This window comes from Streptomyces alkaliterrae (assembly GCF_007097205.2).
Classification (GTDB): Bacteria; Actinomycetota; Actinomycetes; order Streptomycetales; family Streptomycetaceae; genus Streptomyces; species Streptomyces alkaliterrae.
This window is the reverse complement of the sequence record NZ_VJYK02000014.1, coordinates 1-15827: the sequence shown is the minus strand read 5'-3', so window position 1 is coordinate 15827 and position 15827 is coordinate 1. Positions and strand designations below refer to the sequence as shown.

Below are 15827 nucleotides of genomic sequence, written 5' to 3'. Positions count from 1 at the left end.
GGGTTGTCCGCTTTGCCGGGAGCACCAGAATGGCCGCGGGTGAAGTGCGCGGAAGGCCCCTTGCGCGCACTTCACCCCTTCAGGTGACGGGCCCCTTGCGGGCCCGGCCGCGGCCGGCCGGTACACCGCACGAGGCGCGACGGGCGGCTCAGACGTCGATGCGGGAACGATCCAGCGTCGCGGCGGAGGTCGTGATGAACTCCTTGCGCGGCGCCACCTCGTTGCCCATGAGCAGGTCGAACGCCTTCTCCGCGGCCTCCAGGTCGCTGATGTTGATCCGGCGGAGCGTTCGGCGGCGGGGGTCCATCGTCGTCTCCGCGAGCTGGTCGGCGTCCATCTCGCCCAGACCCTTGTAGCGCTGGATGGAGTCCTTGAAGCGCACTCCCTCACCACGCAGTTCGAGCAGGGTCTGGCGCAACTCGCTGTCCGAGTACGTGTAGATGTACTTGTCCTGGCCCTTGCGCGGATTCACCAGCTCGATGCGGTGCAGCGGCGGCACGGCGGAGAAGACCCTGCCCTGCTCGACCATCGGCCGCATGTAGCGCTGGAAGAGCGTGAGCAGCAGACAGCGGATGTGGGCGCCGTCGACGTCGGCGTCGGCCAGGAAGATGACCTTTCCGTAGCGCGCCTGGTCGATGTCGAACGTCCGCCCGGAGCCCGCTCCTATCACCTGGATGATCGCGCCGCACTCCGCGTTCTTCAGCATGTCCGACACCGAGGACTTCTGGACGTTGAGGATCTTGCCGCGGATCGGCAGCAGCGCCTGGAACTCCGAGTTGCGCGCCAGCTTCGCCGTACCGAGGGCGGAGTCTCCCTCGACGATGAACAGCTCGCTGCGCTCGACGTCGTCGCTGCGGCAGTCGGCGAGCTTGGCCGGCAGCGCGGAGGATTCCAGCGCCGTCTTCCGCCGCTGGGCCTCCTTGTGCTGGCGGGCAGCGATGCGCGTCCGCGCCGCCGAGACCGCCTTCTCCAGCACCGCGCGCGCCTGCTGCTTGGCGTCCCGCTTGGTGGAGGTCAGGAACGCCTTCAGCTCCCTGGCGACCACCTGGGCCACGATCCGGGAGGCCGCCGAGGTGCCGAGCACCTCCTTGGTCTGGCCCTCGAACTGCGGCTCGGCCAGCCGGACCGTGACAACCGCCGTCAGCCCCTCCAGGGCGTCGTCCTTGACGATGTCGTCCTCGGCCACGCGGAGCAGCTTCGCCGATCGCAGGACCTCGTTCACCGTGCGCGTCACGGCTCGCTCGAAGCCCGCGACGTGCGTGCCGCCCTTGGGGGTGGCGATGATGTTGACGAACGACCGGACCGCGCTGTCGTAGCCGGTGCCCCAGCGCAGGGCGATGTCGACGCCCAGCTCCCTGGTGACCTCGGACGGGATCATGTGGCCCCGCTCGTCGAGCACCGGGACCGTCTCCTTGAACGTGCCCTTGCCCTGGAGGCGCAGCACGTCGCAGATCGCCCGGTCGGGCGCCAGGTACTCGCAGAACTCGCTGATACCGCCGTCGTAGCGGAACACCTCGACGGCCGGCGCACCCTCCGCGCTCCGCTCGTCGCGCACCGTTATCGTCAGCCCAGGCACCAGGAAGGCGGTCTGCCGGGCGCGGGCGTACAGCGTCTCCAGGGAGAGCGCGGCGTCCTTGAGGAAGATCTGCCGGTCCGCCCAGTAGCGGACGCGGGTGCCGGTCCGGGTCTTCGGGACCTTCTTGCCCTTCAACAGGCCGCCGGCCGGGTCGAAGGGGGCGTCGGGGCCGGACTCCGTGAAGATGCCGGGCACGCCGCGGCGGAAGCTGATTGAGTGCGTGCGGCCGTTGCGGTCGACCTCGACGTCCAGCCGGGCGGAGAGCGCGTTCACCACCGAGGCGCCGACGCCGTGCAGGCCGCCGGAGGCCGCGTAGGAGCCGCCGCCGAACTTGCCGCCCGCGTGCAGCTTGGTCATCACGACCTCGACGCCGGACAGGCCCGTCTTGGGCTCGACGTCCACCGGGATGCCGCGGCCGTTGTCCCGCACCTCGACCGAGCCGTCCTCGTGGAGGATGACCTCGATGTCGTCGCAGTGGCCGCCGAGGGCCTCGTCGACGGAGTTGTCGATGATCTCCCACAGGCAGTGCATCAGACCGCGACTGTCCGTGGACCCGATGTACATGCCGGGGCGCTTGCGGACCGCGTCGAGCCCCTCGAGGACGAGCAGGTGCCGCGCGGTGTAGTTGGAGCTGTCCCGGTCCGCTCCGGTCAGCAGTGCGGTGGACGACGGCACAGACGTCTGGGCGGTCACGCGGTTCGCTCCTCGCTGAATTCACTGGGGTGGCAGGCTGCCGCTCAGAGGGTACCGACCCTTGTGAGAGCTGGTGAGACGCCACCCTCGGGTAAACATATGCTAGCTCCGGTTCGAGCAACAGTTCGATACTCCGGGCGGGTGACGTGTACATCACGTTCCCTTCGAGGCATGAACCGTTTAGGCTCCGGGCACGTCCTCATCAACGAGCGGCAACAGCGGCTCGGAGGCGACAACTGGACCGACCTGCGACACCGACCAAGCACCACACCAAGCAATACGGCTCATTCGCCGCCAACCGGCAACGTCCGACCGACCGCGAAGGCGACTTCCGAGGGAAAGTCCGGAGCGGGAACATTTCCGGACTGGTTGGATGTTGACCCTGGTACGACAGCTCGTCGAGCTAGAGAAGAGGCGACGTGACTACTGTTCTGACACCCGCGAGCCCGCTGACGGCGGCCGACCGCTGTGACCGTTGCGGCGCCCAGGCGTACCTGCGCGTCGTACTGGCCACCGGCGGAGAGCTCCTGTTCTGCGCCCACCACGGTCGCAAGTTCGAGCCAGAACTCAAGAAGATCGCCGCAGAGATACAGGACGAGACCGAGCGGCTCTCCGCCCCCGCGACGGGTGACGGAGAACGCTGATCTGGCGGACGCCCGGCGTCCGCACACCGACGAGCTCGGACCGGCCCAGGGCCGGACGGAGGCGGGCGGCGACCCTCACGGGCGCCGCCCGCTTCCGCGTTCCGCCTCCGGGTTTCCGCGTCAGCGGGCGGAGGCGGCCTCCATACGCTCCAGCAGCTGGCCCTCGAAGGCGGAGATCCTGGTGTACACCCCGGGTCGGCCCGCGAGCCCGCAGCCGGCGCCCCACGAGACGACCCCCACCAGCCGCCCCTCGGCGACCAGCGGGCCGCCGCTGTCGCCCTGACAGGCGTCCTTGCCGCCCTCCGGCAGTCCCGCGCACACCATCGTCTGCGGTTGGTAGCGGGTGCCCGTGACACCCGGGTAGGCGGTGGAGCAGTCCTCGTCGGGCAGCACCCGCACCGCGGCCGTGCGCAGCCGGGAGCTGTAGCTCCCGTTCCCCTTGACGTCCCCCCAGCCGAACACGCCGGCCACGGCGCCCGGCCGGTACGCCGGATCCCCGGCGGAGGCCAGCGGGATCACGATGTCCGCCGGGAGCGGGCGGGCGAGCCGGAGCACCGCGATGTCGCCGGCGTTCGTCCGGCGGCTGTACTGCGGGTTCACCCACACCTCGCTGATCTCGACCTCCTGGCCCGCGCGGGTCCGCAGGTCGTCCCGGCCCGCGATGACCCGCAGGTCCGGGAGCCGGGCCGGATCGGCGCCGAGCGTCTCCCGGTCGAAGCAGTGCGCGGCAGTGACGACCGTGCGCGGCGACACCACCGCACCACCGCAGAACTGCCCGGACCGAAAGCTGCCGAAGAGCCGGCGACTGGAGACGGCGACCACCCAGGGATGGTCCGCCGTGCGGGCCGTCTGCCCGCCGATGACATCCCGGTCAAGCGCGGACGCGGTGGCAGGAACGGCCACCAGCGCGCCGGTGGCCGCGACGGAGGAGACGATGACTGTACTGAGCAGACGCGCGAAAGTATTCATACAGTTACCTGACTGTACGGAGTCGCTTCGCTACGCGCTGTCCGCCATAAGGGGGAAGCTCGGGGAACACCCGAGCGGACCACGGACGACCGGCCGAAACGCCGCCCGTCGCCACCGACGGCCGAGCCCGCCCGCCCCGCCGTCGCGGGTCGGGCGGGCTCGGCCGCAGTGGTGATACCCGACTCAGTCCAGGTAGTCGCGCAGGACCTGAGAGCGGGACGGGTGACGCAGCTTCGACATCGTCTTCGACTCGATCTGCCGGATCCGCTCACGCGTCACGCCGTAGACCTTGCCGATCTCGTCCAGCGTCTTGGGCTGGCCATCGGTCAGGCCGAAGCGCATCGAGACCACACCGGCCTCACGCTCGCTCAGCGTGTCCAGCACCGAGTGCAGCTGCTCCTGCAGGAGGGTGAAGCTCACCGCGTCCGCCGGGACGACGGCCTCGGAGTCCTCGATGAGGTCACCGAACTCGCTGTCGCCGTCCTCGCCGAGCGGCGTGTGCAGCGAGATCGGCTCACGGCCGTACTTCTGGACCTCGACGACCTTCTCGGGCGTCATGTCCAGTTCCTTGGCCAGCTCCTCCGGAGTGGGCTCGCGGCCCAGGTCCTGGAGCATCTGGCGCTGCACCCTGGCGAGCTTGTTGATGACCTCGACCATGTGGACCGGGATACGGATCGTCCGCGCCTGGTCGGCCATGGCCCGGGTGATCGCCTGCCGGATCCACCAGGTGGCGTACGTGGAGAACTTGTAGCCCTTGGTGTAGTCGAACTTCTCCACCGCACGGATCAGACCGAGGTTGCCCTCCTGGATGAGGTCCAGGAAGAGCATGCCGCGGCCCGTGTAGCGCTTGGCGAGCGACACCACGAGGCGGAGGTTGGCCTCCAGCAGGTGGTTCTTGGCCCGCCGGCCGTCCTCGGCGATGATCTCCAGCTCGCGCTTGAGCTTCGGAGCGATCTTGTCCGAGTTCGCCAGCTTGTCCTCGGCGAAGAGACCGGCCTCGATCCGCTTGGCCAGCTCCACCTCCTGCTCGGCGTTGAGCAGCGGGACCTTGCCGATCTGCTTGAGGTAGTCCTTGACCGGGTCGGCGGTGGCACCGGCGGCCGCGACCTGCTGCGCCGGGGCGTCGTCCTCGTCCTCGTCGGACAGGACAAAACCCTCGTTCTCGTTCTTGCCCTCGGCGGGGGCGTCGTCCTTGCCTCCCTTGCCAGGGACCTCGACGACCTCCTCCTCCGCGAGCAGTTCGTCGACCTCGGACTTCTTCGAGGTCGCCTTCTTCGCGGCCTTCTTGGCCGTCGTCTTCTTGACCGCGCCCTCAGTGGTCTTCTTGGCGGCGGCCTTCTTCGCCACCGCCTTCTTCGCCGCGGCCTTCTTCGCCGGCTTGGCCTCGACGGCCTCCGCGGCCGACGCCTCAGGCGCGGCCGAGGTGGCGGTCGTCCTCGTGGCGACCGCCTTGGTGGCGGTACGCCGGGCGGGAGTCTTGGCCGCGACGCTCTTCCGGGTGCGCTTGGGCGCTTCGGCGGCACTCACCATCAGCGTCACACCCTCCTCGTCGAGGATCTGGTTGAGGCTGCGCAGGACGTTCTTCCACTGGGTTGGCGGAATCTGGTCAGCTTCGAAGGCCCGACGCACGTCATCGCCTGCGATCTGCCCCTCAGCCTTTCCCCGCTCAATGAGCGCCATCACGGACTCGGACTCGGCGATCTCCGCGGGGAGCGTACGGGATGTGCTGGCCGACACGAACAACCTCTCGGAACGATGGAAATGGCTTTGACCCCGCCCGGTCTCGGACTGGATCCTGCGAGCACCGGCGGTCTCAGCCGGCACCTGGGGAAGCGGGGCGTCGAAGGAGAGACAACGCCGCCTACCGGCGTCCCTGTTCCCCTTGTCGCTGCTACCTCTTGAGTCATCGCGCTTCAGCAGGAAGCGTTACGTCCAATTCACGTGTCCCGGGTCACAACCATCGCAGCCCTTACCTGTGCTTATCCGTACATATCGGCAAGGGTACCGGCACAGGGGTGCCGATCGGAGCGGCAGACCGTCGTCGGAAGCCGGTGCCAGGGCTCCGACGACGGTCCGAACACAACTCCTCGGGCACAGTCCTCGCCTCAGTGCTCCCGAGGGGCGGGAACGACGTGATCGGCCGACTGCTGAGCGGGCTGCGACTGCTCCGGCCGGACCGCCAGCAGCTTGCGCATCGCCGCCTCGGCGCCCGGGCCGTCGCCCGTGCCCACGGCCTCCACGATGCGCTGGTGCAGCGCGACGGACGACTCGGTGGGACGCTCGCAGCCGGTCACCGGGCCGCCCGAGACGTGCAGCGCCGAGGCGACGATCCCCGACAGGTGCTCGAGCATCCGGTTGCCGGCGGCCTGGAGCAGTACCGCGTGGAACTCGGCGTCGGCGCGGGAGAAGGTCAGCTGGTCGCCCTGGGCCAGCGCGTGGCCCATGATCTCGACCATGTCGGCCAGTCGCTGCTGGAGGTCGTCCCGCCCGTGGCCGACAGCGAGCCGCGCCGCGAGCGGCTCGATCGTCCATCGCAGCTCGCACAGCTCCCGGCGCTGGTCCTCCCGCTGCGGGCCGAAGGCCCGCCACTCGATGATGTCCGGATCCAGCAGGTTCCAGTCGCTGACGGGCCGGACCCGGGTGCCGACGTTGGGGCGGGCGCTGACGAGCCCCTTGGCCTCGAGGACGCGCAACGACTCCCGCACCACCGTGCGCGAGACCTCGAAGCGCTGCCCGATCTCCTCCGGCACCAGCGGCCGGTCCGCGCCGAGGTCGCCGGACACGATCATCTGCCCGAGCTGTTGGACGAGTTGGCCGTGCAGCCCTCTCCCCCGGCTGCCCGCCGCGCGGCGTCCCACCCGGGCGGCCGTATCCGGCTCTCCGCCGTCCCAGCTGGGCACGCTGGCGCCCCCGCGGGTGGCGCCGGCCCCCTCCGTCCGGGGATAGCGGGTCGTCTCGCCCGACCCGGCCAGAGAGGAGTCGGTCGTGCGAGCCGCGGTCATCATGGAGTGCGCAAGGGTAGTCACGCACCTTTGTGTCGGCGTGCGTTCGGGCGACCTTGAGGGCTTTGGTGAAAAGCACACGAAAGGGTGATCGCCGACCGCCACCCCATTGACGGCCCTTCTTGTCCCGCATTCGGCCCCAGCATGGCTCCGCCGGGGTGTACGACTACCGGGGCCGGGCCCGCAGAGCCCCGAACAGGTAGACGACAAGCAGACCTGTGAGCGAGACCGCCAGCGCCGCTCCCGTCGGTCGCAGCGCGACGTCCAGCACTCCTGTAAGCCAGCCTCCTTCCTCCGCACCCGCCCAGGGGGCGGTCGACAACCTGGCGAGGCGGTCGGAAAGCGCCCCGAGAGGGTCGGACAGCCGCTCGGCGAGCAGCCGCCGCACCAGCGGCTCGACCAGCAGCGGCACGGCCAGCACCACGCCGATCCCGGCGACCGCCGAGCGGAACACCGCGGCGGACAGCAGGCCCGCCCACCCGCAGCCGACCGCCAGCAGCATCGCGGTCGCCACCGTCGTGCCGCCGCCCGCGCCCGCGGGGCCCGCGGTGGTGGACCCCTGGCCCGCGTGTCCCGCAGAGCCCGCAGAGCCGGCCAGCTCGGGCAGCACGGACAGCACCGCCGCGTTGATCAGCGCGGACGCCGAGCACAGCACGATGGCGATCAGCCCGACGGTGAGCAGTTTCGCCGAGAGCAACCCGAGCCGCCTGGGCACGGGAGCCTGCGCGGGCGCCAGCGCCGGGTATCGGAACTCCTGACCGAAGGCGAGCGCGCCCAGCACTCCGGCGGCGACGGCGACGGGCGCCATCGGCCATCCCACCGCTCCTTCGCCGAACAGCCGGGGGTAGGCCTCGGCGCCCGCGACACCTCCGAACCAGCAGGCGGTGGCCAGCGAGGCGAGCAGCGCCAGGGCGACCAGCAGCCACGTGGACCGTACGGAGACCAGTCGCCGCCATTCGTACCGCAACGGCCAGGCGGGGCCCGGCGCCGGCACCGCGCGCAGCCGCGGCGGAAGCTTGGCGCTGGTGGGCCGGGGCCGGGGTGCGGCCGACCGAGCCGAACCGCCGACGACGGCCCCCTGGGCTGCGCCCGGCGCCGCTGCCTGCTCTCCTCCCTTCCGCGCAGGGGGCGCGGGCTCGGGCTGCCACGTACTCGCTGCGGACAGCGGCTGAGGACTCGTCCCGGACGCCGCGTGCGGGCTCGGCAGGGACGGCTGTGGTCCAGGGTCCGACTCGGACCGCTGCCGGGCACTCAGCGCAGGCGCTCGGGTGTACGTCCGCCCCCCTGACGACGTCTCCGCGGCGAGGCGGGCGCCCCGCCTGCCGTCGGCCCGCAGGAGCGGAACGGCCTCCGGCTCAAGTCCGTGCTCCGAGGGGGTGGTCGGCGCGGCTTCGGCCGGCCCGCCGCGCCGCTCGGCGAGCTGGTGGACGAGGACGCCGTGCCGGTAGGCGACCTCGCCGACCATCGCGCAGCTGCTGCCGTAGACCGAGATGACCCCGCCGCTCTCCCGGACGACCTCCAGTGGCTCCGCCGGCTGCCCCGGAGCGCTCCGCGCCACCGGCACGACGCCCGCCTTCGCCTCGCGCAGGATGAGTGCGGCCAGCCGCTCGGCGTGGGGGGTCGCGACCACCACCCGCGGGCGGAGCCTGGTCCGGGAGAACTCCGCCGCAGACTGGTCGGCGACGAGGCGCCCGGCCTCGATGGTGATGACACGGTCCCCGACCCGCAGGGCCTCCACGGGGTCGCGGGTAGTGGTGAGTACCAGGCCTCCTTCCTGGGCGAACCCGCGCAGCAGTCCGCGCACCCACGCCGCCTCGCGCGGGGAGAGTCCTCCCGCCGGGTCGTCCAACACCAGGGTGTGGGGGTCGCCGAGCAGGGCGGCCGCCAGGCCGAGGCGGCGGTCCATGCCCTGGGAGAAGGTAGCCAGGCGCTGGTCGGCCAGGCCGCTGAGCCCGACGACGTCCAGCAGCTCCTCGGCGCGCTCGGCGGGGACTCCCGCGACGGCCGTCAGCATCCGCAGATGCCCCACGGCGGTCCGGGCGGGATGCGCCGGCACGTCTCCGAGCATCACCCCGATCTCCCGGGGGACATGAGGCACCCGGTGCAGCGGGCGGCCCCGGAAGAGGGTGGTGCCCCGCCCGCCGACCAGTTGCAGCATGAGCCGCAGCGCGCTGCTCTTGCCCGCCCCGGCCGGGCCGAGCAGCACGGTCACCTCGCCGGGCCGCGCTTCGAAGGTCAGATCGTCGACGGCAGGGGGTCGATTCCGTCGAGGGGAGCTGGTGAGCCCGATGGCCTGAATCATCACGTCTCCCGCTGAGCACCTGAAGGACTCCAGCAAGATAACGCGACATATCAGACATTCTGCGCAGCGCGGCCGCGCGCTCCCTCCGGTGGACCTGCCGCCGGTCAGACCTCGGGGCGCAGCATCGGCGGATTGAGCAGCGTCGCTCCTCCCGCACGGAACAACTGGGCGGGCCGCCCGCCCTGACGGGTTGTCGTGCCGCCGGTGGGGACGAGGAAGCCAGGCGTACCGGTGACCTTGCGGTGAAAGTTGCGGGGGTCGAGAGCGACGCCCCACACCGCCTCGTAGACCCGCCGCAACTCACCCACCGTGAACTCCGGCGGGCAGAACGCGGTAGCCAGTGCCGAGTACTCGATCTTCGAGCGAGCGCGTTCCACGCCGTCGGCCAGAATCCGGTGGTGGTCGAACGCGAGCGCCGGATCGGCGGCTTCCCTGCTCTCCTCCTGCTCCAGGGAGAGAAGCGACTCGACCGGAGCCCATCTGACCGTCTGCGCGTCGCCTCCCGAGACCGGCGCCGGCAGATCGGGGGCGAGCACCAGGTGCGCCACGCTGACCACCCGCATCCGGGGGTCGCGGTCCGGGTCGCCGTAGGTCGCCAGCTGCTCCAGATGAACCCCGCCGCTCTGGCCTGCCGACTCGTGGACCCGCAGCCCGGTCTCCTCCTCCAGCTCCCGCGCGGCCGCGGCCGCCAAGCCCTCCTTCGGCTGGACAAAGCCTCCCGGCAAAGCCCAGCGCCCCTCGTACGGCGACTCGCCGCGGCGGACCACCAAGGCGCACAACGCGTGTCTGCGCACGGTGAGAACGACCAGATCGACGGTGACGGCAAAGGGGGGGTAGGCCGAAGGGTCGTAGGGCATGCGGTGATCATAGTCGTCTGCCTGACGATAAACAGGCTCTCGCGGACCACCGTCCGAGGCTCCCGGGCAGTCGGGCCTGCCCGTCTCCCCCGCTTCACCCGCGCTCCCCTCGTTGTCGCCGCAGGCACTTGCGCAGCATCTCCGGATCCGCGCCCCGACTGCAGGCCGCGTGCAACAGCAGCGCGAACCGGTAGCGCGGGTCGAGCGCCAACGCCTGTCCGAAGGCGACCCTGGCGGCCGGTTCGTCACCGCAGGACCACGCCACCCATCCGGCGAGCGTGATCGGGGCCACCGCGTGTTCCCGGTAGGCGCCGACACACCTGCGGCTCAACGCCCGCCAGAGTCGAAGAGCCGGTTCGGCCTCGGGTCCCTCCATCCACTCCGCCGCCCTGTCCCGCGTGGCCCGGTCCTGAAGGCCGAGGATCAGCACTGCGGCCTCCTCGTCCGAGAGGATCGCGTCGTCCCTCGCGTCCTGGAGTCGGAACGCGGCGCCGGCACTCCCCTCCGCCGCCCCGGTGAGCGCGGGCGCCGCCCGGTAGCGGCGGCACAGGCGACCGGCCAGACCGAGCACCCGCTCCCGTGCCAGCGGTCGTCCGGCGGCGGTCAGCAGAGCCGGCAGCAGTTCGGCCGACGCACGGTCCAGAGCCCTCTCCTGACGACGCGAGCGGCCGGCTCCCAGAGGACCGAGACGCGCGGTGAGTTCGGCGAGAGACGCCCCCAGTCGAATGCCCGCGTAGGCCGAGGCCGCGGCGAGCACCGAGGTGCCCGGCGGAGCCAGCGCGCCGCCATCGGGCGGACAGCAGTCGCCGTCCCGGCAGCCGTAGGACCAGAAGCGCCCCGCCGACACGCACAGCGCCTCGCGTACCGGCATGCCCCGCGCCGCGCAGGCGGAGACCAGGCTCAGTGCGAGCGGCCTCAGGCGTTCCATCGCGCCTCGCCCGCCCTCCGCGCCGAGCGGTTCCTGGCAGACGTAGACGAGCACCGCGTCCGGCCGCTGCCCCCGCGCCGCTCCAGCGGCGAGAAGGCACCCGGCCAGCTGCTCGGCAGCCTCCGGCCACTCGGAGGTGACGGTCGGGATGCCCAACCGGATGCGACAGCCGAAGCGCCCGCTGTCACCGTGCACGCCGACCAGGACCACGGAGTCGTCAGGGTGATACCCCAGGAGATAGGGCAGGGCGTCGGCCAGCTCGGCCGGGCTGCGAAGTGCGACGCGGTCGGCCGAGCCGCCCATCGGGCCGAGCGCCTCCCGCGGCGCAGCCGGTCGGCCGCACGGGCCGTCGTCACTCGGTCCTGCGTCGCTCGGCCCGTCCTCTCCGGGCTCACCCGGCGGCTTCACGCCCGCGGCCTCGGGTTCCTCGTCCCCGGGCTCTCCGGCCGCGGACCGGACGGCAGAGGTGTCGCCGCCGGCCCGCTCCGTTTCGGAGGTGTTTGCGGTTTTTGCGGTGTCTGCCCTGCCTGCGGTGCCTGCCGTGTCGGAGCCGGCACCGTCGGGCTCGCTGCCCGCGGTGTCCGGTCCGGCGGCCGCGGGGCTCTGTGATTCTGCGCCGTCGTTCTCGTCCGCCGGATCGGCGGTGCCCGCCGTCGTGTCCGGGCCGTCCCCGGCGTCGGGGGCGGAGTCGGGGCCCGGCTCGCGGACGTCGTCAACATCAACAGGTGTCTTGGGGTGTGTCATGCCGGCAGAGTCGCGGATCAGGGCGACATCCCGCTTCTCGTCATCCACAGCGACCGCCACTCGTACGACAAGCCGCCGATTTGTGTGACCGGCCGCGAGATATCCCCAGGTCGCATTCGCCCCGACCACGTTCGTCGGGTTGCATGGCCTCATGACTTCGCACGAGCTTCGCGCCTCCGCCGACGCCGTACTCGCCCGACTCGTGGGCGCGCCCCCGGGCGCCGCACGGCTGCGGGAGGACCAGTGGCGGGCGATCGAGGCGCTGGTGGCCCAGCGCCGCCGGGCGCTGGTCGTCCAGCGGACGGGTTGGGGCAAGTCGGCGGTGTACTTCGTCGCGACAGCGCTGCTTCGCGCCGCGGGCGGCGGGCCCACGGTGATCGTCTCCCCGCTGTTGGCTCTCATGCGCAACCAGATCGAGGCCGCCCAGCGAGCGGGGATCACCGCCCGCACCATCAACTCCGCCAACACCGAGGAATGGGACTCGGTCCAGCAGGAGGTCACGGCCGGCGGGGTCGACGTGCTGCTGGTCAGCCCGGAACGTCTGAACAGTCCGGGCTTCCGGGACCGGGTGCTGCCCAGCCTCGCCGCCTCCACGGGACTGCTCGTCGTCGACGAGGCGCACTGCATCTCCGACTGGGGTCACGACTTCCGGCCCGACTACCGGAGGCTGCGGACTATGCTCGCCGAGATGAAGCCCGGTGTACCCGTCCTGGCCACCACGGCGACGGCCAACGCCCGGGTCTCCGCGGACATCGCCGAACAGCTCGGCACCGGCCTGGGCGACGACTCCACGCTGGTACTCCGTGGGCCGCTCGACCGCGAGAGCCTGTCACTGTCCGTCCTGCACCTGCCGGACGCCGCCCACCGGCTCGCTTGGCTCGATGCCCACCTGCCCGAGCTCGAGGGCTCCGGGATCATCTACACGCTCACCGTCGCGATGGCTGAGGAGGTCAGCGCCTACCTGCGCCAGCGGGGCCACCGCGTCGCCTCCTACTCCAGCCGCACGGAACACACCGACCGGGCGGCGGCCGAGGCGGATCTGCTCGCCAACCGGGTGAAGGCCCTGGTCGCCACGTCCGCGCTGGGCATGGGCTTTGACAAGCCCGACCTCGGCTTTGTCGTCCACCTCGGTTCGCCGTCCTCCCCCATCTCCTACTACCAACAGGTCGGCCGCGCCGGCCGCGGCGTCGAGCGTGCCGAGGTACTGCTGCTTCCCGGCCAGGAGGACGAGGCGATCTGGAAGTACTTCGCCTCGCTGGCCTTCCCGCCGGAGGAACAGGTCCGGCAGACGCTGTCAGTGCTTGAGTCCGCCGGTCGCCCGCTCTCCTCGCCCGCGCTCGAACCACTGGTCGATCTGCGCCGTTCGCGGCTGGAGACGATGCTGAAGGTGCTGGATGTGGACGGCGCCGTGCGGCGGGTGCAGGGTGGCTGGACCGCGACCGGTCGGTCCTGGGCGTACGACGCGGAACGGTACTCGCGTGTCGCTCGGCAGCGAGAGGTCGAGCAGGCGGCAATGCGCGAGTACGTCAGAACCGGCGGGTGCCGCATGGAGTTCCTGCGACGCCAGCTGGACGACCCGGACGCAGCTGCCTGCGGCCGTTGTGACAACTGCGCGGGCACGCGGTTCGAGACGCGACTCTCCCCGGACTCGTTGTCCGCCGCCCAGGTCGAGTTGACCAGGGCCGGTGTCGAGGTGGCACCACGTCAGCTGTGGCCGACGGGATTGGAAGCCGTCGGCCTGCCGCTGAGGGGGCGGATACCCGTCGAGGAGCAGGCCGCTCCCGGGCGAGCGCTCGGCCGACTGTCGGACATAGGTTGGGGCAACCGGCTACGTCCCTTCTTTGTCCAGGGCGCCGCAGACAGCGCGGTGCCGGACGACGTGCTGCGGGCCACCGTGGGCGTCCTCGCGGACTGGTCCAGATCCGCTGACGGGTGGGGCGGGGCGGTGCCGGGCAGCCGCCAGCGGCCGGTTGCAGTGGTGGCCGTCGGCTCGTTGAGCAGACCCCGCCTGGTGACAACGCTCGCGGAGGGCATCGCCTCCATCGGTCGGATACCCCTGCTCGGCTCGCTGAGCCGGTCCGCGGCGGCGTCGGCGCCCGGGCACAGCAACAGCGCGCAGCGCGTTCGGGCGGTGCAGGAATCCCTCGTTCTCGGGCCGGATCTCGCGGAAGCGGTGGCGGGGGCGGGCGGACCGGTGCTTCTCGTCGACGACTTCACCGACACAGGGTGGACGCTGGCGGTCGCGGCCCGCTTGCTGCGGCAGGCGGGAGCACCCAGGGTGCTCCCGCTGGTGCTCGCCGTCCAGGGGTGAATCGGACACGGGGGGGGTGAGCCGGACACGAGGGTGAATCAGACACGAGGGGTGAGCCGGACACGAGGGGGGTGAGCCGGACAAGCACGGCGACGGAACGGACAACGGCGACGGTCGCGGCGGGAGTCGGCCATCTCCACGCCCGGTGGCGCTTCGATGATCCGCAGGAGGGGTAGGAAGGAGGGCAAGGGAGTCATGGTTCCTGGGGGCTGAACGTGGCGAGGAGGCCCATTCGGCGCCGGTGCCTGGAAATGCTCATTGCCGCCGGGCCACGCGACAGCGAGAATTGGCGGTGGCTCCCCGTTGTCGGACCACGCGGCCGTGATGGCCTGACGTGGTGTGCGTTCCTGCGCTTCTGCCCCGACGATCCGTCGACGCCGGGCGCGCAGAGGAAGGGAGGACGCTCATGGCCTTCGGCATACTCGGCTCCGGCCCCACGCCCATTCGGGACTCGCCGAGTCGGCTGACTCGGGTGCTGGAGCCGGAGGAGTGGACCGCGGCCGACGTTCCGCTGCTGCGGAGCCCACGGGAGGTGGTGGCCGGTCTGCTGGAACTGCACACGCCGTCACCGCGCACCGCCGTTCTCGGCGTCCTCGATGCGGAGGAACGGATCGTCGCCGGCGCCTCCTTCGAGCACACCGGTCGGTTGGACGGCTGGGAGCTGCGGAACGCCCTGTTGGTCCGCCTGCGTCGGGTGATTCCGCACGACCTTCGACGCCGACGGCCGACACGGACAGGTGTGCTGCTCTACTGCCGCGACGGCGACGGCCGTTGGACGGAGGAGGACGGCGCCTGGATGTGGGGGCTGCGCGACGCCTGTGCCCTGCACGGTCTGCGGTGCGGCGCCTACATCTCCCTGACGCCGGCCGGTTGGCGGGTGGTGGGTGATGATCGACGGGGCAGGAGCCCCCTCCTCACCGTCGAAAGCCCCGGCCTCGCCCTCGAACCCACCGCCGCGCCACGTCTCGCCGGGTCAGCCGACACCTCCGGGGCGGCATCGTCGCCGCAGAGCGCTCGGGCGGCACGAAGTGTTCGGGCGCCCCGGAACCCTCGGGCGGCGCGGACCGTCGCGGCAGCGGCGGCAGGCTCGGCGGCGACCGCCGAGAACTTCCTGGCTCGGCCGATCGCCGGCTGAGACCGGGACGCACCGCGCCTGCCCGCCGTGCCGAGGCAAGGCACCGGAACGACCGAAGGCGCGCCGGAACGACCGAAGGCGTCGTGTGGCGGTGCGTGGTGTGGCACCGCAGGGGATGGCGGGCCGGAGCACCGCCCACCATCCTCCTGCCGGGCCTTACAGCAGGGCGCGCAGGCGTCCGGCCTCTCCGCACACGATGAGCTGGGTACCGGCCTTGGCAAGGGCGGCGGGCAGCGCGGCGGCCACTTCCTCGTCGGTGCCGCCGTTGACGGCGAGCACGACCACGGGCCGGCCGTCGGTGCGGCCGACCGAGGCGGCGTGGGCGGCGAAGACGTCGTCACCTTCGGCCTGTTGGCGCCAGTAGGCGTCCTCCCCGAAGGACAGCTCGTGCTGCGCCCAGGGGTGCGGATCGCCGGTGGTCAGCACCAGCACGTCGGAAGGCGCCCGGCCTTCGTCGAGCAGCCGGTCGACGGTCTCGTCCGCCGTCGTGACGGCGGCCGCCTCGGTGGTCTCGACAAGCTGGATCTGGGCCGAGGACCGGGGCGGCTCGGGCGCGACGGCGGTTGTCGTGCCACCACGGGCCGGCCCGGGCCGGCCGTCGCCCGGCCGGCTGTTGCGGTCCGCGCGCGGCGGTGCGGGGCGCGGACCGGGTCGGGGGCCCGGGGT

11 protein-coding genes are annotated in these 15827 nt (G+C 71.7%); 3 read left to right on the top strand and 8 right to left on the bottom strand.

The genetic code is table 11. The features are described 5' to 3' along the window. Positions 1-148: 148 nt before the first annotated feature. Positions 149-2269, bottom strand: a complete 2121-nt coding sequence (locus tag FNX44_RS02650; RefSeq protein WP_143646281.1) for a DNA gyrase/topoisomerase IV subunit B — start codon at positions 2267-2269, stop codon at positions 149-151. A 419-nt stretch (positions 2270-2688) separates the two neighbouring features. Here FNX44_RS02650 and FNX44_RS02645 point away from each other — a divergent pair, with 419 nt between their 5' ends. After that, complete coding sequence (locus tag FNX44_RS02645) at positions 2689-2913, top strand: DUF7455 domain-containing protein (protein ID WP_143646280.1); 225 nt, start codon at positions 2689-2691, stop codon at positions 2911-2913. Positions 2914-3033: 120 nt separating this feature from the next. On the opposite strand, the gene FNX44_RS02640 is transcribed toward FNX44_RS02645, so the two are convergent. The 6 genes from FNX44_RS02640 to FNX44_RS02615 form a co-directional block, all read right to left on the bottom strand. Then, positions 3034-3882, bottom strand: a complete 849-nt coding sequence (locus FNX44_RS02640) for a S1 family peptidase (RefSeq protein WP_143646279.1) — start codon at positions 3880-3882, stop codon at positions 3034-3036. Positions 3883-4065: 183 nt separating this feature from the next. Next, positions 4066-5619: an RNA polymerase sigma factor gene (locus FNX44_RS02635; protein WP_181354784.1), complete on the bottom strand. Its 1554-nt coding sequence runs from the start codon at positions 5617-5619 to the stop codon at positions 4066-4068. Between the two features lie 368 nt (positions 5620-5987). Continuing rightward, complete coding sequence (locus FNX44_RS02630) at positions 5988-6908, bottom strand: FadR/GntR family transcriptional regulator (RefSeq protein ID WP_143646277.1); 921 nt, start codon at positions 6906-6908, stop codon at positions 5988-5990. A gap of 142 nt (positions 6909-7050) precedes the next feature. Then, entirely contained in the window at positions 7051-9186 is a 2136-nt protein-coding gene (locus tag FNX44_RS02625; protein ID WP_143646276.1) for an ATP-binding cassette domain-containing protein, read from the bottom strand. A gap of 104 nt (positions 9187-9290) precedes the next feature. Then, the gene (locus tag FNX44_RS02620; RefSeq protein WP_143646275.1) at positions 9291-10043 is read right to left on the bottom strand and encodes an NUDIX hydrolase; all 753 of its coding nucleotides are present in this window, start codon (positions 10041-10043) and stop codon (positions 9291-9293) included. Positions 10044-10137: 94 nt separating this feature from the next. Further along, a complete protein-coding gene (locus tag FNX44_RS02615) occupies positions 10138-11715 on the bottom strand; it encodes a DUF4192 family protein (protein WP_228449577.1) in 1578 nt (525 codons plus the stop codon). Positions 11716-11866: 151 nt separating this feature from the next. Here FNX44_RS02615 and FNX44_RS02610 point away from each other — a divergent pair, with 151 nt between their 5' ends. Then, complete coding sequence (locus FNX44_RS02610; protein ID WP_143646274.1) at positions 11867-14026, top strand: RecQ family ATP-dependent DNA helicase; 2160 nt, start codon at positions 11867-11869, stop codon at positions 14024-14026. Between the two features lie 406 nt (positions 14027-14432). Continuing rightward, a complete protein-coding gene (locus FNX44_RS02605; protein ID WP_228449575.1) occupies positions 14433-15161 on the top strand; it encodes a hypothetical protein in 729 nt (242 codons plus the stop codon). Positions 15162-15317: 156 nt separating this feature from the next. Here the strand turns inward: FNX44_RS02605 and FNX44_RS27865 are convergent. Beyond that, on the bottom strand, positions 15318-15827 hold a 510-nt coding region (locus FNX44_RS27865; protein WP_143646273.1), incomplete at its 5' end, for a hypothetical protein.

What these genes read in the sequence shown, in the direction of transcription:
- FNX44_RS02605 (WP_228449575.1), top strand. Translation starts at nt 14,433, where the DNA reads ATGGCCTTCGGCATACTCGGCTCCGGCCCCACGCCCATTCGGGACTCG.
- FNX44_RS02625 (WP_143646276.1), bottom strand. Translation starts at nt 9,186, where the DNA reads ATGATTCAGGCCATCGGGCTCACCAGCTCCCCTCGACGGAATCGACCC.
- FNX44_RS02620 (WP_143646275.1), bottom strand. Translation starts at nt 10,043, where the DNA reads ATGCCCTACGACCCTTCGGCCTACCCCCCCTTTGCCGTCACCGTCGAT.
- FNX44_RS02610 (WP_143646274.1), top strand. Translation starts at nt 11,867, where the DNA reads ATGACTTCGCACGAGCTTCGCGCCTCCGCCGACGCCGTACTCGCCCGA.
- FNX44_RS02615 (WP_228449577.1), bottom strand. Translation starts at nt 11,715, where the DNA reads ATGACACACCCCAAGACACCTGTTGATGTTGACGACGTCCGCGAGCCG.
- FNX44_RS02640 (WP_143646279.1), bottom strand. Translation starts at nt 3,882, where the DNA reads ATGAATACTTTCGCGCGTCTGCTCAGTACAGTCATCGTCTCCTCCGTC.